The 24,886-nt window shown below is 72.1% G+C and carries 21 protein-coding genes; 1 reads left to right on the top strand and 20 read right to left on the bottom strand.

Annotated elements, in window-relative coordinates; genetic code table 11:
- Window position 1: 1 nt before the first annotated feature.
- From Van01_RS05265 to Van01_RS05190, 16 genes are all read right to left on the bottom strand, one after another.
- Window positions 2-898, bottom strand: coding sequence for a PaaX family transcriptional regulator (locus Van01_RS05265; protein WP_204001092.1), 897 nt, complete (start codon window positions 896-898; stop codon window positions 2-4).
- A gap of 28 nt (window positions 899-926) precedes the next feature.
- Window positions 927-1,727 carry an ABC transporter ATP-binding protein gene (locus Van01_RS05260; protein WP_204001089.1) on the bottom strand — a complete coding sequence of 267 codons (801 nt, stop codon included), beginning with the start codon at window positions 1,725-1,727 and terminating at the stop codon, window positions 927-929.
- A complete protein-coding gene (locus tag Van01_RS05255; RefSeq protein ID WP_204001086.1) occupies window positions 1,720-2,544 on the bottom strand; it encodes an ABC transporter permease in 825 nt (274 codons plus the stop codon). Before Van01_RS05255 ends, Van01_RS05260 begins: the two co-directional genes overlap by 8 nt.
- The gene (locus Van01_RS05250) at window positions 2,541-3,341 is read right to left on the bottom strand and encodes an ABC transporter permease (protein ID WP_239098862.1); all 801 of its coding nucleotides are present in this window, start codon (window positions 3,339-3,341) and stop codon (window positions 2,541-2,543) included. The genes Van01_RS05255 and Van01_RS05250 overlap by 4 nt, the downstream gene beginning before the upstream one ends.
- 67 nt (window positions 3,342-3,408) lie before the next feature.
- Window positions 3,409-4,380 carry an ABC transporter substrate-binding protein gene (locus Van01_RS05245; protein ID WP_204001083.1) on the bottom strand — a complete coding sequence of 324 codons (972 nt, stop codon included), beginning with the start codon at window positions 4,378-4,380 and terminating at the stop codon, window positions 3,409-3,411.
- Between the two features lie 184 nt (window positions 4,381-4,564).
- Window positions 4,565-7,423 (bottom strand): helix-turn-helix transcriptional regulator, encoded by a 2,859-nt coding sequence (locus Van01_RS05240; protein ID WP_239098861.1) that lies wholly within the window; start codon window positions 7,421-7,423, stop codon window positions 4,565-4,567.
- A 91-nt stretch (window positions 7,424-7,514) separates the two neighbouring features.
- On the bottom strand, window positions 7,515-8,126 hold the full coding sequence (locus tag Van01_RS05235) for a TetR/AcrR family transcriptional regulator (RefSeq protein WP_204001047.1): 612 nt from the start codon (window positions 8,124-8,126) through the stop codon (window positions 7,515-7,517).
- Between the two features lie 196 nt (window positions 8,127-8,322).
- Window positions 8,323-9,603, bottom strand: a complete 1,281-nt coding sequence (locus Van01_RS05230) for an ABC transporter substrate-binding protein (protein WP_204001033.1) — start codon at window positions 9,601-9,603, stop codon at window positions 8,323-8,325.
- Between the two features lie 65 nt (window positions 9,604-9,668).
- Window positions 9,669-10,775, bottom strand: coding sequence for a branched-chain amino acid ABC transporter permease (locus tag Van01_RS05225; protein WP_239098860.1), 1,107 nt, complete (start codon window positions 10,773-10,775; stop codon window positions 9,669-9,671).
- Complete coding sequence (locus Van01_RS05220) at window positions 10,772-11,650, bottom strand: branched-chain amino acid ABC transporter permease (protein WP_204001030.1); 879 nt, start codon at window positions 11,648-11,650, stop codon at window positions 10,772-10,774. The genes Van01_RS05225 and Van01_RS05220 overlap by 4 nt, the downstream gene beginning before the upstream one ends.
- Before the next feature lie 14 nt (window positions 11,651-11,664).
- On the bottom strand, window positions 11,665-12,384 hold the full coding sequence (locus Van01_RS05215; RefSeq protein WP_204001027.1) for an ABC transporter ATP-binding protein: 720 nt from the start codon (window positions 12,382-12,384) through the stop codon (window positions 11,665-11,667).
- Entirely contained in the window at window positions 12,384-13,166 is a 783-nt protein-coding gene (locus Van01_RS05210; protein ID WP_204001024.1) for an ABC transporter ATP-binding protein, read from the bottom strand. The genes Van01_RS05215 and Van01_RS05210 overlap by 1 nt, the downstream gene beginning before the upstream one ends.
- An 86-nt stretch (window positions 13,167-13,252) precedes the next feature.
- Window positions 13,253-14,380: an acyl-CoA dehydrogenase family protein gene (locus tag Van01_RS05205; protein WP_204001021.1), complete on the bottom strand. Its 1,128-nt coding sequence runs from the start codon at window positions 14,378-14,380 to the stop codon at window positions 13,253-13,255.
- A complete protein-coding gene (locus tag Van01_RS05200) occupies window positions 14,377-15,534 on the bottom strand; it encodes an acyl-CoA dehydrogenase family protein (protein ID WP_204001019.1) in 1,158 nt (385 codons plus the stop codon). The genes Van01_RS05205 and Van01_RS05200 overlap by 4 nt, the downstream gene beginning before the upstream one ends.
- Window positions 15,535-15,650: 116 nt before the next feature.
- Window positions 15,651-16,481 (bottom strand): alpha/beta hydrolase family protein, encoded by an 831-nt coding sequence (locus tag Van01_RS05195; RefSeq protein ID WP_204001940.1) that lies wholly within the window; start codon window positions 16,479-16,481, stop codon window positions 15,651-15,653.
- Between the two features lie 194 nt (window positions 16,482-16,675).
- Window positions 16,676-18,709, bottom strand: coding sequence for a cellulose binding domain-containing protein (locus tag Van01_RS05190; protein ID WP_239098859.1), 2,034 nt, complete (start codon window positions 18,707-18,709; stop codon window positions 16,676-16,678).
- A 400-nt stretch (window positions 18,710-19,109) separates the two neighbouring features.
- Between Van01_RS05190 and Van01_RS05185 the strand changes: the two genes are divergently transcribed.
- The gene (locus Van01_RS05185) at window positions 19,110-20,192 is read left to right on the top strand and encodes a glycoside hydrolase family 19 protein (RefSeq protein WP_204000991.1); all 1,083 of its coding nucleotides are present in this window, start codon (window positions 19,110-19,112) and stop codon (window positions 20,190-20,192) included.
- A gap of 45 nt (window positions 20,193-20,237) precedes the next feature.
- Here the strand turns inward: Van01_RS05185 and Van01_RS05180 are convergent, their stop codons facing one another.
- Genes Van01_RS05180 through Van01_RS05165 form a run of 4 tightly spaced genes read right to left on the bottom strand, consistent with a single transcriptional unit; the run spans window position 20,238 to window position 24,731 of the window.
- On the bottom strand, window positions 20,238-21,866 hold the full coding sequence (locus tag Van01_RS05180) for an isovaleryl-CoA dehydrogenase (protein ID WP_204000976.1): 1,629 nt from the start codon (window positions 21,864-21,866) through the stop codon (window positions 20,238-20,240).
- Complete coding sequence (locus tag Van01_RS05175) at window positions 21,863-22,465, bottom strand: TetR/AcrR family transcriptional regulator (protein WP_204000972.1); 603 nt, start codon at window positions 22,463-22,465, stop codon at window positions 21,863-21,865. The genes Van01_RS05180 and Van01_RS05175 overlap by 4 nt, the downstream gene beginning before the upstream one ends.
- Before the next feature lie 47 nt (window positions 22,466-22,512).
- On the bottom strand, window positions 22,513-23,394 hold the full coding sequence (locus tag Van01_RS05170) for a bifunctional helix-turn-helix transcriptional regulator/GNAT family N-acetyltransferase (RefSeq protein WP_204000969.1): 882 nt from the start codon (window positions 23,392-23,394) through the stop codon (window positions 22,513-22,515).
- A gap of 11 nt (window positions 23,395-23,405) precedes the next feature.
- Window positions 23,406-24,731 (bottom strand): MFS transporter, encoded by a 1,326-nt coding sequence (locus tag Van01_RS05165; protein WP_239098858.1) that lies wholly within the window; start codon window positions 24,729-24,731, stop codon window positions 23,406-23,408.
- Window positions 24,732-24,886: the final 155 nt, after the last annotated feature.

Below are 24,886 nucleotides of genomic sequence, written 5' to 3'. Positions count from 1 at the left end.
GTCAGGAGGCCCGGCCCAGATCCGACTCCGACTTGCCGGGTCGCCGCCCGGCCCGCACGGCGACACCGCCACCGTTCCTGGGCGTCGCACCGGTGCCACCTGTCATGAGGGCGGCGAACTCCTCGGCGGAGGCCGCGGCCAGCCGCTCGTGCATCCGCCGGTACACCTGAGTCGACCGCCCGGCCGGCCACCGGGCGTCCATGAACTCGCGCGGCAGTCTCGGGTCCGCGCGCAGCAGGGCGAGCCAGTCGGCCACCAGCATCGTCCGCACGGTGAGCGCGCTCGGTGCCTGCGTCGCGGCGCCGGGATCGTCCCACACCTCGATGAACGCCAGGTGCTCGCGCCGGATCGCCTCGATGTCCCACGCCGCGCGAACGCTGTCGGCGATCGGGAACCCGGCGAGTTCCCGGGCGTGGAAGGCGATCACCGTCTTGGGGGGCAGGTCCCGGCACAGCGGCTCCAGTGACCCGGCGAGGTCGACCTCGCCCGGTGCGAGCCAGAGGCCGTCCCGCAGCGGTGCGAAACCCTCCCAGGTGAGGGTGGAACGCAACCGGTGACGCAGGGTCCGCTGCCCCTCGGGGATGGTGAACGTGACGAGGGTCCAGCCGGTGCCCTGCGGATCGAACGGACGCGGGCCCCGGACGCGGGCGGTGGCCTCCCGCAACACCGCCGCCCCGTGCCCGGTCAGCGAGAACTGGATCTCCCTGCCGCTCTTGCTGCGGTCGAGCATGCCTGTCTGTACCAGCCGGTCGAGGGTCGCCCGCGTCGCCGGTGCGGCGACGCCGGCGCCTTCGAGCACCCCGATCAGGACGCTGGCGCGGATCGGGCCTGGAGCATCGTCGACGACGTGCTCGCCAAAGAACGCGAGCAGCAGCTGCTTCGGCTGACGACTGCGCACCGTTTTCCCTCTCGAGCGAACCCACAGGTCACGGGGCGACGGCCTGCCCGCGCTTCGCACGCTGGATCTGGTCGTAGACATGCGTACGCAGCTCGGTGAAGCGCGGCAGCGCCCGGGTGGTGATCTGATCCCGCTCCGGCGGAAGGTCGACCGCGAGATCCTCCTGCACCCAGGTCGGCGAAGCCGACAACACCAGGACCCGTTCCCCCAGGTAAACCGACTCGTCGATGTCGTGGGTAACGAAAAGAACCGAAATCTTGCGCGTCCGGTGCAGCTCGCGGACGAGGTCCTCCAGGTCCGCGCGGGTCTGCGCGTCGACCGCGGCGAACGGCTCGTCCATGATCAGCACCTCGGGCTGGTACGCGATGGCCCGCGCGATCGCCACCCGCTGCTGCATGCCGCCCGAGAGCTGCCAGGGGTGACTGCGGGCCGCGTGGGCCAGCCCGACCGCCTCGATGGCGTCGGTGACGAGCTTGTCGCGTTCCTGGCGGGACAGCCGCTTGTGGCGCAGCGGCAGCTCGACGTTGCCCCGGACGGTCAACCACGGGTAGAGACTGCGGCCGTACTCCTGGAAGACCACGGCCATCGCGGGGCTCGGACCGGTCACCGGCTGCCCGTCCATCTCGACCAGGCCGCTTGTCGGCCGGAGCAGGCCGGCGAGGCATTTCAACAGGGTCGTCTTGCCGCAGCCCGACGGCCCCACGATGCAGACCAGTTCACCGGACCGCATGGTGAAGCTGATGTCCCCGATCGCCTCGACATCGCCGTTCGCGGACTCGTAGACCTTGCGCAGGTGCTCCACCCGCAGCAGGGTGCTCCGGTCAGGCACGATTGACCTCCCTGATTCCGTGGTACCAGCGCAGCACCCGTCGCTCGACGACACCGAAGGTCGCGGCGAGGAGAACGCCGACGAGGCCGAGCAGGAGAATGCCGCTCCACATCTCGGCGATGAGGTAGTTGCGTTGGAAGTAGGCGATCCGGTAGCCCAGTCCGGCGGACGAGGCGAACATCTCCGAGATGACCATCAGGATCAGCGCGACCGAGAGCCCCTGCCGGACCCCGGTCATGATCCGAGGGCTGGCCGCCGGGAGCACGAGGAACCGGAGCCGCTCCCACCAGGTGATCTGGAACGAGTCGGCGGTCTCCGACATCACGCTGTCGGTGGCGCGGACACCGTCGATGGTGTTCAGCAGGATCGGCCAGACCGCGCCGGAGACGATGACGACGACCTTCATCGTGTCGGTGATGCCGAGCAGCAGCATCACCACCGGGATCAGCACCGGCGGGGGGATGGCCCGGAAGAACTCCAGCAACGGTTCGAGCAGTTCGCGCAACGGCCGGAACAGGCCGATGAGCGTACCGGCGGCGATGCCGATCACGATCGAGGCCGCGATGCCGAGGGCGAGCCGGTAGAGGCTCGGCAGCACGTCGTCGACGAACGCGGGACCGATCCAGGTCTCCCGGAAGGCCTCGAGGATGGTGAGGGGGCCGGGGAAGAACCGGTTCGTCGACGAGGACGACGCCAGTCCCCAGATCACCAGCAGCAGGAAGGGCAGCCCGAGCGAGTAGAGGAAGCCCGCGGCGACGCGGCGCCCGAGACCGCCGCCGCGCGACCGCCTGGCGATCCGGTCGGTGTGCGCGCTCACAGGACCTCCTCCCCGCGTACGGACTGGTGCCACGACAACGAACGCCGCTCGATGAAGCGGAAGACGATGTTCACCAGGAGTCCGAGCAGCCCGGTGACCACGACGAAGGCGTACAGCCCGACGGAGTCACCGGCGGAGCGGGACAGCTCGATCATCCGACCCAGACCGGGATTGCCGATCACCATCTCGGCGGTGATGGCGAGGATGAGCGCGACCGCGGCGGCGAGCCGGACGCCCGTCATGAGGTACGGCAGGGCGGTCGGCAGCACCAGGTACGACAGCCGCTCGCGGCGGGTGAGTCCGAAGCTGCGGGCGGTGTCCCGGGCGACCGCGTCGACGTCGGCGACGCCGTAGATCACCTGCACGAACACCTGCCAGAACGACGCGTAGATGATGATGAGCAGGGCGGCCTGCATCTGGATGCCGAACAGCAGCACGGCGAGCGGAATCAGCGCCACCGACGGAATGGGCCGCAGGAACTCCACAACCGTGTGGGTGGCGCGGCGCAGGAAGGGCACCAGGCCGACGATCGTACCGAGGACGACGGCGGCGGCAGTGGCCACGGCCAGCCCGATCGCCCACGAGGTCATCGTGTGTCCGAGCCGGCGCCAGAAGGCGAGGTCGCGGAACTCCTCGGCGAGCCGGGCGAAGATGTCGGTGACGTACGGCAGGTACTGCGAGTTGATCAGGCCCAGGGTCGGGACCAGTTGCCAGACGACGAGGAACCCGGTCAGCCCGGCAACGCCCAGCATCACCTTCCGCAGCGAACGGGGACGCCGGATGGAGAAGACGTGCATGTTGCTCCCGTGTTCGGCGGTCCCGCCCTTCCCGGCCGGTCACCGGGAAGGGCGGGACCGCGCCGGTCTACTGCTGCTGGATGAGGCGGTCGAAGTTGGGCTGCTGGTCGAGCACCTTGTACTTGCCGGCGAGCGTCGCCAGCGACTCCAGGCTCGCCCGGTCCAGCTCCCAACCGAACCGCGGCAGCTTCACCGAGTCCGCGACCGGCTCCGGGAGTTCCAGGTTGTCCTTGATCGCCTGACGGACGGCCGTCTCGTTCGCGGAGTCCTGCGCCCACTCCAGCGTTTCCTTCATCGCGGCCGTGAAGTCGGCGATCAGCTCGGCGTCGGAGTCCATCTGCTCCTTCGTCGCGATGGCGGTGAGCGTCGCGAGCCCGGGGGCGACCGCCTGGTAGGGCGCCACGATGAAGGTGTCGCCACGGCTGCGCAGCTGGGTGACGAAGGGCTCCGGCACCCAGGCGGCGTCGATGTTGTCGGCTTCGAGCTGTGCCGGGACGTCGGGGAAGGCGACCTCGACGAACTTGATGGTGGTGGGGTCACCACCGTCCTTCTCCACCGCGGCCATGATCGTCACATCGCCGGCCGCCCCCAGGCTGTTGACCGACACCCGCTTGCCGGCGAGCTCCGCCGGCCTGGTGATGCCCGACTTGGCCGAGGCCACCACGGCGTTGATGTCGTCGCCCTCGGCGTAGGACGACGCGTAGTTACCGATGATCACGACGCCGAGGTCCTGCAGGTCGGCCCGGAACGGACCGAACGGCTGGCCGATGGCGAAGTCGATGTCGCCGTTGATGAGGGCGGGGATGGCCAGGGCGCCGCCCTGCGCGGGCAGCACCTCGACCGCGAGTCCGTGCTTCTCGAAGATGCCGGCCTTCATGCCGCCCCACAACGCGGCGGTCTCGGTGATGGGCAGGGCCGCGACCCGGACCTGGCGCAGTTCGCCGCTGTTCTCTCCCGAGGGGGTGGCATCCGAGTCCGTACATCCGGCGAGTGCGACCGCGAGACCGGCTATCAGCCCGAGCGTGAATACCTTCTTCATCGACAAGGCCCTTCCTGGGGCGGGGGTGGTAGGTGCGTCAACACCGACAGGTGCCTTGGGACCAACGGCGGGCTCTATGTGAGTGAGATCACCCGGCCGTGTTGGCCATCGTTCGCCACCGACCTTCGAATGTCAAGAAATTCTGACGCCCGTCATGGATCGGTTGAATATCGATTTGGCCACGTCAGCCCAACGCGCGGACCAGCTCGGTACGGGAGCGGATGCCGAGCCGGTGGTAGATGTTGCGCAGATGGTGGTCGACGGTCCGGGTGGACAGGAACATCTGCGTGGCCACCTCCCGGTTGGTGGCACCGGCGGCGACCAGGTGGGCGATGCGCAGTTGCTGACCGGTGAGCAGCCGTACGGCGTGCGGGTCCGGCGTGCCGACCGACTCCCCCGCCGCGCGCAGCTCGACGGTGGCCTGCCGCACCCACACCTCGGCACCGAGCACGGTGAAGGTCTGCCGGGCCCGGTGCAGGTGACCGCGGGCCTCACGGGGGCGGCGGGCGTGGCGCAGTTCCCTACCGAACAGCAGCTCGGTACGCGCCCGTTCGAAGGTCGCGGCGTCGGACGGGTGCAGGGACAGCGCCAGCCGGAACTGTTGTTCGGCATCGGCGCTGCCGCGCGGGGCCAGCAGGGCGTGGCAGCGCGCCGACAACGCCCGGCGCAGCGGGCTGGCGGTACTGCCGGCCCAGCGGTCGAAGACGCCGAGCGCGGCCCGGGCCCGGGCGGGCCGACCGTCGTGGACGGCGGCCTCGACCAGGTGGGGCGTGGCCATCACCTGGACGAGGACCTGGCCCCGTCCGGTGCCGGGGCGGGCCAACGCGGCCAGGCGGTCCGTGGCGTCGGCGTACCTGGCGTCGACCAGGTCCAGCAACGCGAGGGCCCACTGGGCGAGGGCGTGCGGCCGGCTGCCCGGCACGGCCGCGTCACCCAGCGCGGCGACGTGCCCCAGAGCGGCGTCGCGATCGGCCCGCACCGCCGCGAGCACGGCCAGCAGCCCGAGGTGTACGCCGCCGCTGGTGTGCTGACCGGCGGCCCGGGCCACCCGCAGCCCTTCCCGGCAGCTCTTCGTCGCGGCGTCGTGCCGACCCAGCCAGTACTCACTCATCGCGCGTAGTTCGAGCGCCCTCGGCAGCAGGGAAACCTCGCCGTGCCCGGCCGACAGTTCGACGGCGCGGTCGGCCAGCCGGTACGCCGCGGCGTCCACCGCCACCAGCAGGCCGGCCACTGCCGCGCCGCTCAACGCGGTGGGGGTCTGCGCGGCACCGGTCAGCCGCCCGCCGAGCACCACCGCCCGGCGCAGCAGCGGGCCCGCGTCGGCGTGCTCGCCGCGCAGCGTGGCGGCGACCCCGGCGACCAGGGTGCTCAGCAGGTCCGCCCACGGCGGATCGCCGTCGCGGCGGAGTGCCGCCATCCGACGGGCCACCTCGGCGTAGCGGTACTGGTCGCCGGAGAAGCAGGCGGCCTCGCCCGCTCGCACAAGTGCGACGAGCGCCGACTCACGGTCGACCTCGGCCAGGGCGGTCGCGGCGGCCAGCAGGGTCGGCAGCGCGGCGGACGCCGAGTCGCAGCGCAGTCGCATCTCGCCGCGCAGCAGTTCGGCGAGACCGCGGGTGGTGGCCGCCACCGTCGGGTCGTCTGCGGCGGACATGTCGGTGTCCCGGGCGACCGGGGCTGGTGACGCTCCGGACCGCCGGGTGCCGGCAGGACCGGACAGAGCGCCCGCGACGCGGTGCAGCAACGCGCGGGCCCGGTCGGGATCCCCCGCCTGCCAGGCGTAGCGGGCAGCGGTTACCTGCCGTCGGGCGGCGAGTTCCGGGGGGTCGCTGAGTTCGGCGGCCCGGGCCAGCGCGGTAGCGGCGGCGCACCGGTCCACCGGGTCGCCCACCGCGTCCGCCAACTCGGTGGCCAGCGCCGGGTCCGGACCGTCGGTCGCGGCGGCCAGGTGCAGCGCCCGACGCAACCGGGCCCCGGTGCCGTCGAGCGCGTCGGCGAGCAGCAGATGCGCCTCGCGGCGCGCGGCGAGGGAGGCGGTCGCCTCGACCATGACGCGGGCCAGCGGCCGGGGAAAGACCGCGCCACCCGGGGCGGTGAGCCGGATCAGGCCGGCGGCCTCGGCCGGCGCGAGCGCCGCGACGCCGCCGCCGGCCGCCCGCAGCGCCCGACCGAGGGTGACCGGATCCACCGCGTGACCCGGGCCGGCCGGAGTCGGGGTGACGGGGGCGGTCGCGGCGAGCGCGGCCAGCAGCAGCGCGCGCCGCGTGTCGTCGGGCAGGCGGGACAGCATGCTCCGGTACGCCCGGCTCAGTTCACCGTCGGCCGGCGGGGTCGTGGGCAGCGGTTCCGTGCCGTGCCACTGTCCGGGTGTCAGCGAGTCCGCGAGGTCGACGAGCGCCTGCGGGTTGCCGGCGGCGAGGGTGCTCAGGGCGGCCAGCACCGGTCCGGGGGGTGGCGGCCCCGGGCGGCGAGCGGTGAGCAGGGCACGGCTGTCCGGCTCGTCGAGCGGCAGCAGCCGACGACCGGGTACGGCGTCCGCCGCGCCGCTGCTGCCGGCGGTGAGCAGCAGGACGACGGGCAGGTGCGGCAACCGGCGGGCCACGAAGGTCAGCAACCGCGCCGTCGGGGCGTCCCCCGCGTCGAAATCGTCCATTGTGCACAGCAGCGGGCCGTCGTGGGCGGCCTCGGCGAGCAGCCCGAGTACGGCGTGGGAGAGCACGAGCTGGTCCTGGTCGTGGCAGCCCTCTCCGGTCACCGCCCGGCGCAGCACCTGCCGTTGCCGTTCGGGCAACGCGGAGGTGCGGTCGAGCACCGGATCGAGCAGCCGTTGCAGCCCGGCGTAGGGCAGCACCGCCTCGTCGGGCAGGCCGGCGGCGGCGAGCAGTCGGCGACCCCGACCGTGCCGGTGGGCGTACGCCAACAGCGCGCTGCGCCCGGAGCCGGGCTCGCCGTGCAGCAGCAGCGCTCGGCCGGACGGTGCGGCGAGCAGGGCTCGGATCTCCCGGCACTCCGCCTGCCGGCCCCGTAGCACAGATATTTGCACTGTAGATGCATTAATCATGCATCGAGTCTCGCCTACCGACAGGCGCTTGAGAAGGGGTGAATGTGCGGCAGCCCGGCGACAGTGGCGCGGGTCAGCGGTCCACCGGCTCGGCCAGCAGCGCGCCGACGGTGCGGGCCATCACCGCCCGGGCGGCGTCGACGCCCAACCCGAGACCGTCGCGCAGGGTCGACCACGCCGGCCAGGTGCTCGCCGCCACCACGGCGTTTACCAACTGTTCCCGCGCCGGCCCGGCGCGGTCCAGCTCCTCGGCGAACAGTTGCTCGACCTCGTCGCGTACCCGGGCGATGTGCTTGAGCCGGTTGCGCCGCAACTGGGCGGAGACCGGTTCGCGCATCTGCGCCGCCCGAGCCGAGGGCGCGATGAGTTGCAGCAGTTTCGCCCGCTGCCGGCAGAACGCGTCGACCCGCTTCACCAACGGCAACCCGGGCGAGATCGGCCGCCACGCGGCGTCCTGCTGGCGGAGCAGCTCCGCGCCACTGGCCTCGAAGAGCGTCTCCATGTCCTTGAAGTTGGTCCAGAGCGTCCGCAGGGAGATGCCGGCCCGCTCGGCGATGCGTTCACCTGTCGGGCGCAGGTCACCCTCGGAGATGAGCGTGAGATGCGCCTCGACGATCGCCGCCCGGGTGCGCTCGGCGCGGGCGGTGCGCCCGTCGACCCGACCGGCCGCCTCGGCACTGACCATCCCCGCCGTCCCCCTCACCCCTGGCCTCGCGTTCGTGCGAGCCGAGTCTAGGCGTTCTCTGAGACCCTGCCCGGACGAGCCTCGTCGAGCGGGCCCCGGTCCGCTGCGGGTCGCGGCGGGCCGGCGAGGGTCGGCGCACCTCGCCGGTACGCACCGCCCGGGGTCCGGGTCCGGGCGGTGCGTACCGGCGGGCGGGTCAGGCGCTCGGCACGCCGTTCGCGGGCGGCGCCACCGGCGGTGCGGTGTACTCGTTGACGGGTCCGTCGGCCTCGTCGGTCTCGTAGGTCGGGCCGAAGTAGCGCTGCTCGCCACCCTCGACCCGGCTCAGCCGGCCACCGCCGTAGCCGGAGTGGTCGGTGCCGGAGAACCGCAACGGCGCGACACCGGGTCCCTGGTAACCGCCCTTGCGGACGGCCTCGACAAGCGACTCGCGGGTGAGGTCCTTGCCGGCGGCCAACAGCACCTGGACGAACAGGTAGCCCACAGCCATCCCGTAGACGGTGTTGCCGTCGAACTCCGCGCCGCCGTTGTGCTCCGTGTTGACCTTGGTGAACAACTGGATCCACGGATCGTCGGCGTCGTTCTGCATCGGCAGGTAGTTCAGCCCGACCATGCCCTCCAGCAGCCCGGCGGCGTCGCCGAGCTGCCGAGCCAGCGTCGGATGGTCGGCGCCCACGTTCGACACCACCCACTGCGGGCGGAAGTCCAGTCGGGCGGCGGTGCCGACGGACAGCGCGGTGAAGCCCGGCACGGTGGCCAGGATGACCACCTCGCAACCGGCGGCCTTGAACGCCCCGATCTGCGGCGCGACGTTCGTGTTGCTTGTGACGTAGGTCTGGCGGTCGGTCACGCCGTCGGCACCGAGCACCTTCTCCACGCCGGCCAGCGCGTCCCGGCCGAAGTCGTCGGCCTGCCCGAGGAAGCAGACCTTGCGATCAGGCAGGGTGGTCTTCACGTGGTTCGCCAGGATCTTGCCCTCGACCGTGTAGTCCGGGTTGAAGCCGAAGGTGTTCGGGTAGCGGTCGGGCTGGTCCCAGCTACGGCTGCCGGAGGCGACGAAGAGGTCGGGCACCCGGTTGGTGTGCAGGAAGTCCAGCACGCCGGTGTGGGTCGGCGTGCCGAGCCCGTTGAGGATGGCGAAGACCTTGTCCTGCAACACGAGTTGGCGGACGACCTGTTGGGTGGTGGCGGGGTTGTAGCCGTCGTCCATGATCTTGTAGGTGATGGTGCGACCGTGCACGCCGCCGTTGGCGTTGACGTAGTCGAAGTACGCCTTCGTCGCCGGGGCGATCTTCGAGTAGCCGGCGGACGCCGGACCGGTGAGCGGCATGTGGGTGCCGACGATGATCTCCGTGTCGGTGACGCCGGGCACCGGCGCGCCCGATCCGGGTCCGTCGTCGGATCCACAGGCGGTGGAGCTGAGCAGCAGGGTGAGGGTGGTGGCGATCACGAGACCGCGCCGTGCCGTGGTTCGCATGGGACACCGACCTTTCATCGGTCCGGTTGTGCGAGATGGGTGGTTGGGGTGAGCGGGTGGAACGGTCACGACCGCCCGGCCGGCCAGCGGGCGCGCAACGCCCGGGTCAGCCGGGACAGCAGCCCCTGAACGCCGCCGGGGGCGACGATCATGACTGCGATCAACGTGCTGCCGAAGATCGCCAGCGGCAGGTTGCCCTCCAGCCGTTGCGCCGTCGCCGGCGAGAGGGTGAACAGGTTGGTAAGCGAGTGCGTCAGGTCGGGCAGGGCGACCAGCAGGAAGGCACCCCAGACCGCCCCGGCGAGTCGACCGAGACCGCCGATGACCACAGCCATCAGCAGGAACAGCGACAACGTCAGACCGAACGCGCCAGGTGACACGCTCTGCGCGAGCACCGCCAGCAGGGCCCCGCCGAGGCCGGCGCTGCCCGCGCTGATCACGAACGCGATGACCTGGGTACGCGCCACGTGGATGCCGGCCAGGCCGGCGGCCACCTCGTCGTCGCGTACCGCCCGGAAGCAGCGGCCGTACCTGCTGCGGACCAGGTTCGCCAGCAGCACCAGGCAGAGCAGGGTCGCCGCGGTGGCCACCCAGAGCTGCCACCGCTCGTGCGGGAAGTAGCTGCCCAGCCCGGCCGGGGCGGGCGCCACCGGCACCGCCAGGCCCTGCTCACCGTTGAAGACGCCGTCGAAGGTGACGGTAAGCGCCGGCACCACCACCGCCACCGCCAGGGTGAGACCGGCCAGGTAAGGCCCGCGCAACCGGGCGGCGGCGACCCCGACGACCGCGCCGACGACGACGGTGGCCAGCACGGCCACCACCAGCGACACGACGAGCAGCCCGCCGGCGGTGAGGCCCCGCTCGGCGAAGGCGTTCTGCACCAACGCGAGGGTGTACGCGCCGGTGGCCATCAGCGCACCGTGCCCCAGCGAGAGCTGGCCGCAGAGCCCGGTGAGGACGGTCAGCCCGGCGGTGGCGCAGAGGTAGGCCGCCACCGTGGCCAGTTGGAAGTTGCGGAACGAGTCGAGCTGGTAGCTGGCCATCAGCACCAGCAGCGCGACGCCGGCCGCGACCGCGAGGTGACGGACCAGTGTCGGCAGCGACCGGCCGGGGCCTGTGGAATCGACGGCGGCGCGCCGGGTGGGCGGCGCCGACGCCCGGGTGGCGCTCACACCCGCCTCGCGGTGACCGGGGCGAACAGTCCGCCGGGGCGCAGCAGCAGCACCGTCAGCAGCAGCGCGAGCACCGCCAGCGGGATGAGGTCGCCCCCGGCGTAACCGCTCACGTAGGACAGCAGCAGCCCGACCCCCAGTCCACCGACGACAGCCCCGGGCGGGCTGTCCAGCCCGCCGAGCACCGCTGCGGTGAACGCGGAGACGAAGACCAGGTCCATCGCGTGTGGATGCAGACCCAGCTCGGTGGGGATGATCAGCATCGCGGCCAGCGCCCCGACACCCGAGGCCAACGCCCAGCCGAGGGTGAGCATGCCGCCGACGTTCACACCGAGCAGCCGGGACACCTCGGGTGCGAACGCCGCCGCCCGCATCCGCAGCCCGATCGCGGTCCGGGTGAAGATCCAGACGAGGGCCGCGCCGACCACTCCGACGGTGGCGAAGACGAACAGGTCGTACGGGGAGAGCACCGGCGTGCCGCCGACCGCCAGCGCGCTCCGGCTGAACGGCGTGCGGGCGGGTAGGTACTCGTTTCCGTACACCATGCCGAGGACCGCCTGGATCAGCAGGACCAGCCCGAGTGCGACGATCACCGGGTTGAGCGGTGACCGGTGATCCACAAGCCGCATCACCGCGACGTCGACGATCGCGCCGAGCAGCAGCCCGGCGAGCAGCGCCGCACCGAAGCCGAGCCAGTACGACCCGGTCACGGCGGTGACGCTGTACGCGACGTACGCGGCGGCCACCGCCATCGCGCCCTGGGCGAAGTTGACGATCCGACCGGCCCGCCAGATCAGTACCAGGGCGAGGGCGAACGCGGCGTAGACCGCGCCCCTCGACAGTCCGTCGAAGGTGAGAAAGAGGAAGCGGTCCACGGTCCTCCTTGCGTTCAGAATCCGAGGTAGGCGTGGCGCAGCTCGGCGTCGTCGCGCAGCCGGGCCGCCGGGGCGGCCAGGACGACCCGGCCGAGCGACATCACGATGCCCTGGTCGGCGACGGCCAGGGCGCTGCGCACGTTCTGCTCGACGAGCAGCACGGTCAGCCCGGTGTCGTCGCACAGTTGGCGCAGCAGCGCCATGGTCTGGGCCACCACCCGTGGTGCCAGACCGAGCGACGGTTCGTCCAACAGCAGCAGGCGGGGCCGGCCGACCAGTGCCCGACCGAGCGCCAACATCTGCCGCTCGCCGCCGGAGAGCTGGTGGCCGAGGTGGCGCCGACGCCGGGCCAGCGGCTCGAACAGCTGGTAGACCTCGTCGAGGGCGCTCGCGGCGGCGGCCCGGTCCCGCCGCCACAGCGCGCCGAGGCGCAGGTTCTCCGCCACGGTGAGTTCGCCGATCACGCCGCGCCCCTCCGGCACGTGCGCCACGCCGCGCCGGACGAGTTGCTCGACCGGGGTGCCGCGCAGGTCGCGGCCGTCGAAGACGATCCGCCCGGCGGTCGGGCGCAGCATGCCCGACAGGGCGCGCAGCAGGGTGGTCTTGCCGGCGCCGTTGGCCCCGATGACGGCGGCGATGGTGCCGGTGGGCACCCGCAGGTCCACGTTGTGCAGCACCGGCACCGGCCCGTAGCCGGCGGCCAGGGCTTCGGCGGTGAGCAGATCGCCGCCCACTACGCGGCCTCGTCGACTGCGGCACCGAGGTAGGCGTCCACCACCGCCGGATCCTCACGGACCGCCTCGGGCGGCCCGGTGGCGACGACCCGCCCGAAGTCGAGTACCACGATCCGGTCACAGACCGCCATGACCAGGTCCATGTGGTGTTCCACGAGCAGCACCGCGCAGGGGTCGGCGGCCCGGTGCGGCAACTGCCGGATCAGCTCGGCGAGGGTGTCCACGTCGTCGGCGCCGAGGCCGCCGGCCGGCTCGTCGAGCAGCAGCAGCCGGGGGCGGGCGGCCAGCGCGCGGGCCAGCGCGACCCGCTGGCGTACCGCGAACGGGAGGGTGCCCGGCGCGGCGTCGGCGTACGCGTCGATGCCCAGGTCGGCCAGGACGGCGCGGGCCTGCTCGCGCAGCCGGCGCTCGTCGCGGTCGCTGCGGGGCAGCCCGAGCAGGGCCGGCACCAGGCCGGTACGGGCGGAGTGGGTGGCGCCGGCCATCACGTTCTCCAGCACGGTGAGCCCGGCGAACAGGCCGGTGCCCTGCAACGTCCGGGCGATGCCCAGCCGGGTCAGCCGGTGCGGTAGTGGTCGGAAGGGCCGGCCGTCGAGGGTCAACGTGCCGGTGTGCGCGGTGACGAAGCCGCACACCACGTTGAACAGGGTGGTCTTGCCGGCCCCGTTGGGGCCGATCACCCCCACCACCTCACCCGGCCCGACCTCGAGCGAGACGTCGTCGAGGGCGGTGAGGCCGCCGAAGCGGACGCCGACCTGGTGCAGTGCGAGACCGTCCGCCATCAGCCCACCCCTCACCTCGTGCCAACTTATTACACTCGGAGTGTACGTTTCTCGCGTGTTTCGTCAACACCCTCGATGCCTGGTTGTTACCTGCCGGTACAGCGATCTGTGACGCCGTCGACGGTGCCCGGTCCGGGCAGGTCGACCAGCCGGGCCAGGGCGGCCCGGTGCCGGTCGGCGGTGCCGAAGGCGATGGCGGTGCTCTTCGCCCGTTTGAGATAGAGATGGGCCGGGTGCTCCCAGGTGAAGCCCAGCCCGCCGTGCAGCTGGACGCAGACCTCCGCCGCCCGGACCGCAACCGGGCCGCAGTACGCCTGCGCCAGCGCGGCTGCCAGCGCCGCCTCGGTACCGGTGTCACCCAGCCGGTCGGCGGCGTGCCGGGCCACCGCGCGGGCCTCGGTCAGCTCCACCCAGAGGTCGGCCAGCCGGTGCTTGACCGCCTGGAACGAGCCGACCGGACGGCCGAACTGGTGGCGCTGCCGCACGTAGGCCACTGTCGTGTCCAGACACCACTGCGCCACCCCGAGCTGCTCGGAGGCGAGCAGCGCCGCGCCCGCGGTGAGCGCCGCGGTCACCGCTGTGGCGGCCGGCTCGCCCGTTGCGAGCCGGCGGGCGGGCGCGGCGGTGAAGTCGATATCGACAAGCGGCCGGGTGGCGTCGAGCGACACCACGGGAGTCGTCCGCACCGCCGGTTCGGCGGCGTCCACCGCGTACAACCCGTCGCCGGTCGGGACCAGCAGCAGGCCACCCGGCGCGGTGTCGGCGACGCCGACCACCCGGCCGCACAGCGTCGGCCCGGGGCCGACAGTGACCGCATCGAAAGCCGCGTCGGGCGCGGTGGCGAAGCCGACAGCCAACGCCACGTCGCGTTCGGCGGCGGCGACCTGCCGCAGCAGGGCGGACCCGTCGCAGGCGAGCAACGCCCGGGTGGCCACCACAGCGCCCAGGAAGGGCACCGGCGCGACCGCCCGGCCCAGTTCCTCGAGCACCACCGCGACCTCGCGGTAACCGGCTCCGGCGCCGCCGTGCTCGGCGGGCACGGCCAGACCTGTCACGCCCACCTGGTCGACAAGCCGGCGCCACAGCGCCGCGTCGTACGGCTCACCAGTGTCCACGGCGGCCAGCACCCGCTGCCACGGTGCGTGCGCGGCCAACAGCGCGCGTACGCTGCCGCGCAGCGCCTCCTCGTCGGAGTCGTAGAGCAGGTCGGTCACCTGTCGACCCGAGGTTCGGCGGGGAGCCCGAGCACCCGCTCGGCGATGATGGTGCGCAGGATCTCCGACGTGCCGCCCTCGATGGAGTTGCCCCGGGCGCGCAGGTAGCGGTAGGTGGCGGTGCGGCCGAGCAGGTCGGGCTCGGCTGGTCGACGCATCGTCCAGTCGTCGTGCCGCAGCCCCTCGGCACCACGCAGCTCCACCTCCAGACCGCTGATCCGCTGGCTCAGCTCGGCGAAGGACAGCTTCACCGCCGAGCCCTCGGGGCCGGGTTGGCCGGCGGCGACCAGTTGGCGCAGGCGCAACGCGGCCAGCCGGGCGGCCTCGGCGCGTACCCACGCGTGCAGGACCTCCTCGTGCAGGCCGCCGGTACGCAGGTCGGGTCGGTCCCGCCAGAGCCGGGCCAGCACACCGACCATGCCGCCCTCCCGGGGCAACGGACGGCCACCGATGGCGACGCGTTCGTTCATCAGCGTGGTGCGGGCGACAGCCCAACCGTGCCCGACCTGTCCGACCCGGTGACTGTCGGGTATCCGGACCCCGGTCAGGAAGACCTCGTTGAACTCCGCCTCGCCGGTGGCCTGCCGCAGGGGACGCACCCGCACCCCCGGCGCGGCCATGTCGCAGACGAAGTAGGTGAGGCCGTGATGCTTCGGCGCGTCCGGATCGGTGCGGGCCAGCAGGATCGCCCAACGCGCCAGGTGGGCCAGCGACGTCCACACCTTCTGGCCGTCGACCACCCAGTCGGCACCGTCGGGCACCGCCCGGGTGCGCACGCTCGCCAGGTCGGACCCGGCCTCGGGCTCGCTGAACAACTGGCACCACACCTCCTCGCCGGTCCACAGCGGACGCAGCCAGCGCCGGCACTGGGCCTCGCTGGCGTGTCGCAGCAGGGTGGGCGCGGCCATGCCGAGCCCGATGCTGTTGCGCCGGGGTCGGTTGTCCGGCGCGCCGGCCTCGGCGAAGGCGTCGTCCACCACCGCCTGAAGGTGCGCCGGTGCGCCCAGGCCACCGCGGCCCGGCGGGAAATGCACCCAGGCCAGTCCGGCGTCGAAGCGGGCGCGCAGGAAACCGGTGCGGTCACCTCTCGGGTCGTGCGTCCGCAGGAACGTCGCGACGAGCTCGCGCAGCCCGTCAGCCGTGTGGTCGGACACTCACCACCTCCAACATTATTGCACTGCCAATGCAATATAAGGCCGCCGGTCCTCGGGACGGAAGACCGGCGGCCGGACGACCCGGAGCGGACGCGTCGCGTCCGCTCCGGTTGACCTCAGTGCGGGCAGGTGTTGCGGTACTCCTCGATCGCCAGACCGCTCGGACCCGGGCAGAGGAACTGCTCGTACCGGGTGTCGTCGTCGACGAACCGCTTCAACCAGGCCACCATCTGCCTGGCGGTGGGCGTGTTCACCGTGTTGGGGAAGAAGTGGCCCTCGCCGTTGAGTTCGAGGTACGCCTTCTCCGCCGACGCCGGAATGCTGTTGTAGAACGGCTCGGAGTGCGAGGAGACCGAGGCGACCGTGTCGTTCTCGCCACCGACGATGAGCGTCGGCACCCGCAGGTTCGACCAGTTCTTGTCCAGGTTCCACGGCGCCAGCGGCACCGCGGCCTGCAACGACGGCCGGCTCGCGGCGGCCTCCAGACTGCCCCCACCGCCCATCGAGTGTCCGGCCACGGCGAGCCGGCTCGCGTCGATCCGGCCGCGCACCGAACTGCGCTCGGTCAGGTAGTCCAGGGCGGCCAGCAGTTGCCGGCCCCGACTGGCCGGCTGGTCCAGCCGGGTGATGGTATCGATGCCGATGACCACGAAACCGTGCGAGGCGATCCGCGGGCCCAGCCAGTCCAGGCTCGACCAGGATGCGGTGTAGCCGGGCGAGATGGCCACCGCGCCGAAGGTGCCGGCGGTGGTGGTGGTCGGGTAGTAGATGACGCCGCCGCCGAAGCCGCTCACCAGCGAGGAGACGGATGTCGACGAGGTCGCGAAGGGGCCCCGGCTGGCCTCCAGGATCGCGGTCGTCGGTGCCGGTCCCCGCTCGTACGGGTTGGCGGCCTGGACGGGGGTCGAGGTGGCGACGACGCCACCGGCGGCCACGACGGCGGCCATCGCCAGCCGGGCCAGGAGGGGGACGGAACGGGGACGGGTGGTGGTGGTAGATCGCACGTCGGATACTCCCTTGGGTTGGAGCTGTATCGACTGCGATCAGTGTTTGGGGCGCTCCGCCAGCACCGCATCGGCAAAATCACCAGTCCCGGCGTCGCCGGTGGAGCACGTCGGCCCCACCGGCGACGCCTGCGGCCTCAGCTGACGGTGCAGAGCGCGCCGTTGAGCCGGAACGCCGTAGGGGTGACGTTCGGTCCGCTGTACTCCCCGACGAAGCCGGCGCTGGTGGTGCCCCCGGCGGGTATCCGCCGGTTGTCGTCGTTGCCGGTGACCCGGACGGTGCTGCCGACCTGCTCCCAGTTCGCGCTCCAGCCGCTGCCCACCCGCTGCCATGTCGTCGGCCAGGTCCAGGTGAGCGTCCAGCCGTCGATCGCGGTGTCCGCGTTGTTCGTGATGTCTACGGTCGCCAGGTAGCCGTTGCCCCAGTCCGTGGTCCGGGTGAAGCGGACGCCGCAGGTGCTGCTGGCCGGGCTGCCGGTGGTGAAGCTCAGCGGCGACGACGCCCACGAGACCCGGCCCGCCGTGTCCCGGGTCAGCACGTTCACCGTGTACCTGCCACCGGGCACCAGGTTGTCGACGGTGAGCGAGGTACCCGAGGTCTCGCCGAGCTGCTCGCTCACCGCGCCGTACTGCCGGTACACCTCGTACTTGGCGATCGGGCTCGCGCCGCGGGTCGCGGCCGGCCAGGAGATCGTCGCGGCCCGGTCGGTGACCTCGTTGGCGGTGGGCTGCCCGGGAGCACCGGGCTGCCCGGTGCTCGAAGCGGCCGGACGCACCACGAGCGTGGTCAGCGAGTACGGCGGCAGGGTCCGACTTGTCGCGCTGCCGGAGCGGCTGGTGGCGATGGCGGTGGCCCCGTTGGTGTGGGTGTGCACCGTCGGCTCCCCACTCGACGGGGCGAAGCCGGCATAGTCGATGCTTACCTCGCGGGCGTTGTCCGGGTCCCGGTTCACCAGCAGCACCGCGACCTCGCCGTTGGCCCGGCGTACCGCGTGTGCGGCGACAAGTGGTTCGTCGCTGCCCGCCCGGATGAACTGGTCGCCGGTACGGGCGAAGCGGCTCATCATGGACAGTCCGTGGTAGGCGGCGAAGGGTGTGTTCAACGGCGGCTCGCAGACCGATCCGTCCGAGGTGCAGGTGCCGCTGGAGAGCATGCCGAAGTCGCCGTAGTCGGTCTGCCCGGCCACCGTCGACACCTGCCCGATGCCGTTGCGCACGTTCCACCAGTGCACTGTGAACACCCCGTTGGCCAGCAGCCCGCTGTACGCGTCGGCGAGGAACAGCGCGGCCGGCTGGCTGGTCATCCCCTGTGAGGTGACGTTCACCTCGGTGAGGCTGATGCCGATGCGACCGGCGTTCGGGCCGGCGTACCTGGTGATCTGCTCCCGGAGCAGGTGGACCGCGTCGGTGATGTGGCTGGTCCGGGGCAGCGACTCGGCGGCGCTGCCGCCCGGGTACCAGTGCACGTCGACGAAGTCGATCTTCTGGCCGGCGATGGACAGCACTGTCTGGTTCCACGGGCCCGGGTCGTCACCGGCGGTCAGCCCGTCGGGCCAGTTCGCCGGCATGGTGAGCACCGCGCCGACCTTGATGCTCGGGTCGACGGCCTTCATCGCGTCGGCGTACGCGACCACCAGGTTCGCGTAGTACGTGGCGCTCTTGTCCGGATGGTGGTCGGCCTCCCACGCCGAGCCGTAGTGGCCGTTGCCGTAGTTCTCGTTGCCGACCGTCCAGTACCGGGCGTCGTAGCCCTTCGTCACGTTCGCGTACCGGACCCACTCGGCCGCCTCCTCAGGGGTGCCGGTGCCGTAGTTCGCGATGATCATCGGTTGGGCGCCGGCCCGCCGGACGCCGGCCATGAAGGTGTCGAAGTCGGTGCCCGGGGCGACGTAGCCGCCGGGGGCGGTGTGGTCCTCCCAGTGGTAGATGTCGGCGTAGGAACCACCGGGGTAACGCATCATCTGCACGCCGGCCCCGCGCAGCAGGTCCGACGTCTCGGTGGTGCCCAGTTGCGAGTCCCAGATGGCGTGGTTGACGCCGAGGGCGGTGTCGGGCACGGTGGCCAACCCGGCCCGCGCGTTCACTGTCACTTCCACCGGCTTGGTCGCGGCGGCGGCACTGGGCTGGTCGATGCCGACCAGGGCCACCGGGCCGAGCAGCAGGCCCGCCACGACAAGGGCCTGCGCGCGTCGGGATGATCGCCGAGGTGGGTCCAGGGGTCGAACGCCGTGCCTGTCCGAGATCTGCATGATCTTCCTTCGTTGGTCACGCGGAGATCCACCGGCCCCGAGCCCGACGTGCCGGACTCGGGGCCGGTGGATCGGAGACGAATCCGTCTTCGGCCGTCGTCCCCCGGAGCCGTGCCGGCCCCGGTTGCCCATCGGGCGACGGTCACTCACACGCGAGACAACGCATCGGCGTCCAAGAATCCCACAGCAACCGGCCCGGCTCAACGCCCGGTTCACTGCTCGGAACTGATAGTAAGGTTTCCGAACAGTAGGTGTTACCATCACGGATGTCGATGGGCGTCCCGGCTTTCGACGTCCCGCTCCCCTGGATAGGAGTGATCCCATGTCGAGATTGCGCGCCCTGGCCGCGCTCGCGGCACTGACACTCACCGGTGCGCTGCTGGCGGTCATCCCGTCGACCGCCGCCTCCGCCGCAGCCTGTGCCACCCCGTGGCAGTCCGCCGCGGTCTACACCTCAGGCATGCAGGCCTCCCACAACGGCCGCAACTACCAGGCGAAATGGTGGACCCAGAACGAGGCTCCACCCGGCAACACCGGCGTCTGGCAGGACCTCGGTGCCTGCGGCGGTAGCACCCCGCCGCCCTCGGGCGGCACCTGCAACCAGCCGAACTGGATCGCCGGCACCTGGTACCCGGCCGGCAGCATCGTGCGGTACACCAACGGCCAGTACTACATCGCCGAACATGACAATCCCGGCTACGACCCGATCATCAGCACCTGGTACTGGGACCCGTACACCTGCTCGGGCACGCCGCCCACCAGCAGCCCGCCACCGACCAACCCGGGTGCCTTCGTGGTCAGCGAGGCCCAGTTCAACCAGATGTTCCCGGGCCGAAACAGCTTCTACACCTACTCCGGACTGGTCAACGCGCTGAGCGCCTACCCGGCGTTCGCGCGCACCGGCGGGGCCACCGTGCAGCGTCAGGAGGCGGCGGCCTTCCTGGCGAACGTCTACCACGAGACCGGCGGCCTGGTGCACATCGTCGAGCAGAACACTGCGAACTACCCGCACTACTGCGACAGCGGCCAGTCGTACGGCTGCCCGGCCGGGCAGGCCGCGTACTACGGGCGTGGGCCGATCCAGCTGAGCTGGAACTTCAACTACAACGCGGCGGGCAACGCCCTCGGGTTGCCGCTGCTGACCAACCCGTGGCTGGTGCAGAACGACGCCGCCGTGGCCTGGAAGACCGCCATCTGGTACTGGATGACGCAGAACGGGCCCGGCACGATGACCGCGCACCACGCGATGGTCACCGGGGCCGGTTTCGGGCAGACCATCCGCAGCATCAACGGCTCGATCGAGTGCAACGGCGGCAACCCCGCCCAGGTGCAGAGTCGGGTCACCCGGTACCAGCAGTTCGTGGGCATCCTCGGGGTGCCCGCCGGAGCGAACCTCTACTGCTGATCCCCGGCTCCGGCGCCGCCGCCCACCGTGGCGGCGCCGGACCGGTCAGCCCACCTTCGGGGTGGCCCGGTCGATGATCGCGGCGAAGTCGACACCGGCCGGCAACGTGCCGTACGCGTGCCCCCGGTCGCCGCCCAGCCGGGACGCGCAGAAGGCGTCGGCGACGGCCGGATGACCGTGACGCACCAGCAACGCGCCCTGCAGCACCAGCGCCAACTGTTCGACCACCCGACGGGCACGTACCTCCAGATCGGCCGGATCGGCGAGCGCGGACCGCACCTGGCGGACGGCGGCGTCGAGCCGGGCGTCGGCACCCGCCGCAGCCTCCACCTCCGCCTGGAACGCCGCCATCACCTCCGGCCGGCCGGCCAACGCCCGCAGCACGTCCAGCGCGGCGACGTTCCCGGAACCCTCCCAGATCGAGTTGAGCGGCGATTCGCGGAACAGTCGCGGCATCCCGGACTCCTCCACGTACCCGTTGCCGCCAAGGCATTCCAGGGCCTCCGCGGCGTGGCCGGGCCACCGCTTGCAGACCCAGTACTTGCCCACGGCGAGGGCGATCCGCTTGAACGCCGTCTCCGCCGCGTCACCCCGGGCGGACCGGTCCGTCGCCCCGGCCAGGCGCATCATCAGCACGGTGGCGGCCTCCGACTCCACCGCCAGATCAGCCAGGACGTTGCGCATCAACGGCTGGTCCACCAGGTACCTGCCGAACGCCTGCCGGTGGGCGGCGTGGTGCGCGGCGGTGACGACCCCGTGCCGCATGCCGGCCGCCGCGCCGATCACGCAGTCCAGGCGGGTCAGGTTCACCATGTCGATGATGGTGCGTACGCCCCGGCCCTCGTCACCGACGCGCCAGGCCACCGCGTCGTCGTACTCCACCTCGCTTGAGGCGTTGGAGCGGTTGCCGAGCTTGTCCTTGAGTCGCATCAGCCGCATCGCGTTGCGGGTGCCGTCGGGCAGCACGCGCGGGACCAGGAAGCAGGTCAGCCCACCCGGCGCCTGGGCGAGGGTGAGGAAGAGGTCGCACATCGGCGCGGAGGTGAACCACTTGTGCCCGACCAGCCGGTAGCTGCCGTCGGGTGCCGGGCGGGCCGTGGTGGTGTTCGCCCGCACGTCCGACCCGCCCTGTTTCTCCGTCATCGACATGCCGGCCAGCAGTCCCTGCTTACGCTCCGGCTCACGCAGCCCGAAGTCGTAGTTGCGGGCTGTCAGCAGCGGCTCGTAGCGAGCGGCCAGGTCAGGGGCGTGCCGCAGCGCCGGCACCGCCGCGTACGTCATCGAGATCGGGCAGCCGTGACCCGCGTCGGGACGCCAGACGTGGAACTTCGCAGCCCGGGCCACGTGCGCGCCGGGCCGCTCGTCGTTCCAGGGCGCGGCGTGCAGACCGTGCGCCACGGCGGTCCGCATCAACTCGTGCCAGGAGGGGTGGAACTCCACCTCGTCGATCCGGTGGCCGTAGCGGTCGTGGGTGCGCAGCACCGGCGGATGGTCGTTGGCCAGCCGGCCGTGCTCGGCCGCCTGTTCGGTGCCGGCCAGTCGGCCGAGTTCGCGCAGCTCCGCCGTTGCCCAGCCGGCACCCTCCCGGTCCAAGGCGTCGAGCAGCGCGGGCTCGTCCGCCGTGTCGTGGCCGACCAGCTGCGGAACCTGGTTGAACACCTCGTGTGTGGTCACGACGGAACTCCCAACGCGCGGTGGATGACGGTGACCAGGCCACCGATGGTCTCCGGGCCGGCGACACCTGCGGCAAGTGGGCCCACCATCGCCTCGGCCAGGGCGCCTACCACTGCCGTGGAGGTCAGCTCGGGGTTCTGTGGCGGCAGCTCACCACCGGCCACCCCCTCGGCGATGTAGCCGGCCAGCAGGGTCGCGTGGGCGCGCCGGAAGACCAGCCGCTGCGCCTCCACCGCCGGGTCGACCGGCTCGGCGAGCAGGGCGTACGCCAGCCTCGGGGAGCGCAGCGCCCGACCGGCGAAGGTCTCGATCACCGCCTGGATCCGCGCGGCGGCGGTGCCCTCGGCGGCAGCGGCGGCCCGGGTGACGGCGTCGATCTCGCGCTGGCTGGCGGTGCGGAACACCTCGGCGAAGAGGTCGGCCTTGGTCGGGAAGTGCCGGTAGACGCTGCCGGTGGCCACCCCGGCCCGCGCGGCGACGGCCGCCACCGAGCAGCCGGCGTAGCCGTGCTCGGCCAGGACACCGAGGGCAGCGTCGATGATCCGCTCACGGGAGGCGGTCAGCCGCGCCCTCACCCGCTCGGTGCTCCGGTACGCCACCCAAGGATTGAACCACCATTCATTTCTTGGCGGCAAGACGGACCGGGTCAGTTCAGCGGCTTGGCGAACCAGTGGTGGGCATACGGGTTGTCGTTGTAACGCGGGATCTCCTGGTAGCCCTCGGCGCGGTAGAGACGCATCGCCTCGGTGAGGGTGCGGTTGGTGTCCAGACGTACGCTGCGCGCGCCGGCCGCCGCGGCGTGCCGTTCCAGCTCGTTCAGCAGGCGGCGGCCGACACCGAGCCCGCGCACCGACGGCGAGACCCACAGCCGTTTGATCTCGGCGGGCTCGCCCGGCAACAACCGCACCGCGCCGCAGCCCACCGCCTCGGTTGCCACGGTGGCCACCAGGAAGAGTCCGGCCGGCGGCACCAGTTCGTGATCGTCTACTCCGCTGCCGGCCGGGTCGAAGCCCGAGTCGAACCGGGCGGCGAGTTCCCGTGCGTACGCCCGCAGGCAGGCCCGGGCGCGCGGCTCGCCCGGATGACAGGGTCCGATGTCGACGAGCGACGCCATCAGCAGGTGCTCGACCTCGGCCATGGCGGCGGTGAGCCGGCTCCGCTGGCCGTCGGTAAGCGGAGCGAGGACCGCCCAGGCCAGGTCGTCGGACCTGCCGTCGAGCAGTGCCCACTCGGCGCGGCCGGCCTCCGTGAGGCGCGCGGTGCGTACCCGTCCGTCGCTCTCGCCGGACCCGACGACCACCAGGCCGGCCCCCTCCAGAGTGCGCAACAGCCGGCTGAGGTAGCCGGCGTCGAGATCCAGCCGGGTCCGCAGCGCCGCCACCTCGGCACCGTCGAGACCGATCTCCCAGAGCAGCCGCGACTGCGCGAGCGGCCGGTCACGGGCGAGATAGCTGTCGTCAAGCGCGCCGACGCGCTGGGTCACCGTGCGGTTGAAGCGCCGCACCACGTCCACGAGTGCACGATCCACGATTGTTGACTTTAGTCAGATGTTCTGGCGACGGGTAGCTGCGGGGCGGCTTCGGTGCGCGAGCGGTGCAGGGCCGGCACCACCAGCGCCGCCAGCCCGGTCGCGGCGAGGACGCCCGCGCAACCGTGCAGCACCACCGCGACGTGCGCGACCTCCACGACGAGGCCCAACGCGTTTGTCGTCACCAGCAACGGCAGGCTCTGCACGAGCACCAGCACGGCCTGCACCCGGGCCAGGTGGGTGAGCGGTGTGGCGGCCAGCACCAGCGGACCGACGTGCGTGGCGAAGCACCCTGAGCCGACACCGACGACCACCCCGGCCAGGACTGCCGGCAACTGGGCATGTCCGGCCCCGAGCCCGGCGACCCCGCCGGCGGCCACCAGCAGACCGACAGCGGCCAGCACGCCCGGACGGCGGGACGCGCCGCGCAGCAGGACGACCACCGCGACGGCGGCGGTACCCAGCGCCATCGCCGCGACCACCGCGCCGGTGGCCGACGGCGACCAGTCCCGCTGCCGGGCCAGCAGGGGCACCAGCAGCGTGCCGACCGGAAGGAGGAATCCGGCGGCGACGGCGGTCACCAACAGCGCCGCCCGAAGCACCGGCACCGACCAGGCGACACGTAGACCGTCAAGCGCGGCCGACACCGGCGGCAGGGACACCCGTCCGGCGGCGGGCGACGACCCGACGGCGGGACGGACGGCCAGCAGCACCGCCAGCATCACCAGGGCGGTCGCGGTGTTGCTCAGGGCCGCCCCGGCGAGCCCGGCCAGGCCGAGCATCAGGCCGCCCAGCGGCGGGCCCGCGAAGAGCGCGAACTGCCCGGCGAGCTGGCGGGCCGACAGCGCGCGGGCCAGTGCCTCCGGCGGCACCAGTCGCCGCGGCATCGAACCCGAACTCGGCAGCTGGAAGGCGTCCACAGTCCCGATGGCCAGTGCGGCGAGCAGCAGCGGTAGCCGTGGATCGAGCGGCGACCAGACGGCGACCGCCAACGCCACGGTGACCACGATCATGGCCGCGTCCGAGACGAGCAGGACGGGCCAGGCGCCGAACCGGTCGGCCACCGCACCGCCCACCACCAGGAGCAGCACCCGGGGCAGCACGATCGCGGTCGGCACCAGGGCGGCGAAGCGGGCGCCCTGTCCGGCCGCGGCCCAGGCCATCGCGAACGCCATCGCCTGGACACCGACCAGACTCAGCGCGGTGCCGCCCAGCCACACCCAGTACGCACCCGGCAGCCTCGTCCGGTCACCACTCGCCGCCACCCCACCGACCCCCGCCCCGTCGACCGGGCGGCCGCTGTCGATACGGGACTCCGGCCGCCTGCTCTCCGGCACCGTCCGGCCTCGACCGGGTCGAGGGTCAAGTCGGGTCAACCGTCAGTCGATTTGACATCTTGCAAACGTATTATGAGCCACGTATGTTAGCGATAACATAGATGAGCTTGGCGCGGGCCGCCGCAGCGAAACCCCGGGTCAGGTCGCCGCGCGCC

This window comes from Micromonospora andamanensis (genome assembly GCF_016863495.1).
In the GTDB taxonomy this organism is placed as follows: domain Bacteria; phylum Actinomycetota; class Actinomycetes; order Mycobacteriales; family Micromonosporaceae; genus Micromonospora; species Micromonospora andamanensis.
The sequence above is the reverse complement of the archived record's forward strand: the minus strand, read 5'-3'. Positions and strand labels throughout refer to the sequence as shown.

Bases quoted from the DNA above. Each gene is read 5' to 3' on its own strand.
- Van01_RS05250 (WP_239098862.1), bottom strand. From the start codon at position 3,341: ATGCACGTCTTCTCCATCCGGCGTCCCCGTTCGCTGCGGAAGGTGATG.
- Van01_RS05245 (WP_204001083.1), bottom strand. From the start codon at position 4,380: ATGAAGAAGGTATTCACGCTCGGGCTGATAGCCGGTCTCGCGGTCGCA.
- Van01_RS05235 (WP_204001047.1), bottom strand. From the start codon at position 8,126: ATGGTCAGTGCCGAGGCGGCCGGTCGGGTCGACGGGCGCACCGCCCGC.
- Van01_RS05230 (WP_204001033.1), bottom strand. From the start codon at position 9,603: ATGCGAACCACGGCACGGCGCGGTCTCGTGATCGCCACCACCCTCACC.
- Van01_RS05210 (WP_204001024.1), bottom strand. From the start codon at position 13,166: ATGGCGGACGGTCTCGCACTGCACCAGGTCGGCGTCCGCTTCGGCGGC.
- Van01_RS05195 (WP_204001940.1), bottom strand. From the start codon at position 16,481: ATGGCCGCCGTCGTGGCCGCCGGTGGCGTCGTCGCCACCTCGACCCCC.
- Van01_RS05185 (WP_204000991.1), top strand. From the start codon at position 19,110: ATGTCGAGATTGCGCGCCCTGGCCGCGCTCGCGGCACTGACACTCACC.